4 protein-coding genes are annotated in these 2,440 nt (G+C 41.0%); all 4 read left to right on the forward strand.

Translation table 11 applies throughout. The annotated features are described in order from the left end of the window. Positions 1–369: 369 nt before the first annotated feature. Positions 370–861 (forward strand): hypothetical protein, encoded by a 492-nt coding sequence (locus tag H141_RS0119415; RefSeq protein ID WP_019677932.1) that lies wholly within the window; start codon positions 370–372, stop codon positions 859–861. A gap of 109 nt (positions 862–970) precedes the next feature. Then, positions 971–1,267: a hypothetical protein gene (locus H141_RS0119420; protein WP_019677933.1), complete on the forward strand. Its 297-nt coding sequence runs from the start codon at positions 971–973 to the stop codon at positions 1,265–1,267. Between the two features lie 93 nt (positions 1,268–1,360). Beyond that, the gene (locus tag H141_RS0119425) at positions 1,361–1,777 is read left to right on the forward strand and encodes a hypothetical protein (protein ID WP_019677934.1); all 417 of its coding nucleotides are present in this window, start codon (positions 1,361–1,363) and stop codon (positions 1,775–1,777) included. Positions 1,778–1,877: 100 nt separating this feature from the next. Then, the gene (locus H141_RS0119430; protein ID WP_019677935.1) at positions 1,878–2,396 is read left to right on the forward strand and encodes a hypothetical protein; all 519 of its coding nucleotides are present in this window, start codon (positions 1,878–1,880) and stop codon (positions 2,394–2,396) included. The last annotated feature ends 44 nt before the right edge of the window (positions 2,397–2,440 follow it).

A 2,440-nucleotide genomic window follows, 5' to 3' on the forward strand; every position in this document is an offset into this window, starting at 1 on the left:
AATAACTGATCGATAAGCTGGTCTGATACTGGCATTCTTTATTCCTTTCAAATACATGGGTAGAATGCCACTTACACAGATTTTTTTATACTCTCTTTGATCCGGCAGTTCTAAAAAGTAACGCAGATACAGACACTAAAATATCTGGCGCAAAATTTAGTAACACCGTCTTCGCCAGAGTCAGTTATAAGCCATCACCCGTACCTGTAACATTTGCATCATACGTTTTACTTACTGTGACGGTAGTATGTATCAATTACTATTTGTCACTTTTTTGAAGTTGCCTAACAAACACAATTAAAATCGCGCCCTTTGGCCTCTCGACTCGCAACAAGTTGCTCGCGTTTGTGGGTAAGAACAGGAGAAATTATGATTAACAAGTTGCCTTTAATTTTAGGGGCTGTCGTTGGCCTGGTTGTAGTTCCTGTCTTTGCTGGAACTGGTGGTCAAGTTAGTAAGGTGGCAGGAAAGTCTGCATTCTCTTCATCTAAACCAACAGAAAAAGAAATCATGGCAAAATTAGCTGAAGGTTTTGAAGTTGCAGCGAAGCAGATAAATGATTCTGGTCCGACAATGGTTGATGAGGAAACTCGCATGGACGGGGCTAGCGCCGGTCCGGGAGCATTGCTTACTTATCACTTTTCATTTCTGAATTATTCCTCCAGCGATTTAGATTCTGGGGTAATAAAAACTCATATTTTTCCCTCCGTTAAAATGGGTGTTTGCTTAAGCCATGAAATGAAACCATCACTGCAGTATGGAGGAAAGTATACTTATTCTTATTCAGGCAGTGACGGCGTGGTTATCGGTGAGTTCACTATCGACAGAAATGATTGTGGGCTCAGTGCCATATCTCCCTAACAAGGCCAATCACAATCACACAATGCAAAAAACGCATTGTGCTTGACGGCCTACACTGCGCTTCGGCCGCCTGTGTTGGCTGCGTTATACATCACAATAGGTACATTTGATGGACAAAGATCAAATTGAAGCTCATTCACTTTTTAATAGCATGCAAAAGAAACAAGCACTATTAGATGAGTTCGAGAAGCTTCGCCCAAATTGGAAAGGCAGTATCATCAGATTTTTCAGCATGGTTTTAGGCATAGCATTTTTATTATGGATGTATCCAGAAATCATGCAGCAGCCTGTATTGTATGTTTTTTTAATACTTATTTTTGGTATGAGTGCCGAATTGCATGCAGAAAGCAAAAAAATCAATAAGCGTATAGATGCGTTGCACAGGCTGTTAAAAGATGATGTATAACAAGGCGCTATTGTCGCCGCTAACGCGGCTGGGACGGCTTACGCTTTGCTCCAGCCGCCCCAAAGCTTTGCGTTATGTTTTAAAGGAAATGACATGGATGTAATCTTCGACTTAGAAAAAGAAAATGCTGATTGGGCTTCTGAAATAAACAACGAGCTTCAATCGTCATTCCCTGAATTTTTTAATGAGCACCCTCACATTGGCACCTCTGAATGGTGGGCTTCATTGTCGCCGGATATCTCAAAGGGCAAAATTTCGCATGTTGGCCCATTCGTGGAAGATGGTCAGCTTTACGACATTGTTGCAATCGAGCCTTTGGATGACGATTTAAATGGTGCTCAACCTGGCGCAATCGGACAACCTGAGTTTTCTTTGGCAAGAGAAGATTATTGGCTTTCTGATAGTGTTCGCGAAGGTAAATTTGTTCAGATTGAGTCAGTAACGGTTCTGCCTACTGGTGAGCTGGATGAGCATTCAATCTACATCGAGACAAAGGTATCGGTGTGGTAAAACATAACAATCCGCGTCATTCGGGGCCTGCGGCCCCTGCGACGCTCACAAGTTCGCGCGCATGCGCGGGGCGTTAGGCCTACCAGGAGTGAGCTGCAAAATGTGCCGTATACTAATTATTACTCTACTCATATTGTTAGCTGGATGCTCAAATACAAAAGTGCATTTATATACCAAGTATTTATCAGAAGAAGAAACACAGACAGTAACAAAAGAGCTTGAAAGAAAAAGGTTTACCGTTATTAAAAATACACTGTCAATTCCCGACAGCATTAATGAATCATCTGTAATTTATTCACCGTTTATTATAAATATGGATCATCTAAGTAGCGCTTTAGATTCATTATCCACACTAGGTTGGACAGGAGTCAGATTAGAAAATTTTGTTAAAGGTAACCATTGGTATGGAAAAAATAACTTCGGTTTGATTCTTATACCCAAGGGTATTATAAAAAGCGAATTGAAGTTAAATGACGAATTATCCCAAAGGTACGTAGGAACTGATTGTGATTCTGATTCTGAAGTCGAGATTGAGCTGGATAGTAACAATATTTACACAGTGAAATATCTGAGGGATCCCCACGAATTTGACCATAGTATCAGCTCTTTTCCATTTTGATTACTGCCCAGTCTGATTCAGCTGCCCAGAGCATGATTTGCCTT

It is taken from the genome of Arsukibacterium perlucidum DSM 18276, from assembly GCF_000382165.1.
GTDB classification, from domain to species: domain Bacteria; phylum Pseudomonadota; class Gammaproteobacteria; order Enterobacterales; family Alteromonadaceae; genus Alishewanella; species Alishewanella perlucidum.

Bases quoted from the DNA above. Each gene is read 5' to 3' on its own strand.
- H141_RS0119425 (WP_019677934.1), top strand. From the start codon at position 1,361: ATGGATGTAATCTTCGACTTAGAAAAAGAAAATGCTGATTGGGCTTCT.
- H141_RS0119415 (WP_019677932.1), top strand. From the start codon at position 370: ATGATTAACAAGTTGCCTTTAATTTTAGGGGCTGTCGTTGGCCTGGTT.
- H141_RS0119420 (WP_019677933.1), top strand. From the start codon at position 971: ATGGACAAAGATCAAATTGAAGCTCATTCACTTTTTAATAGCATGCAA.
- H141_RS0119430 (WP_019677935.1), top strand. From the start codon at position 1,878: ATGTGCCGTATACTAATTATTACTCTACTCATATTGTTAGCTGGATGC.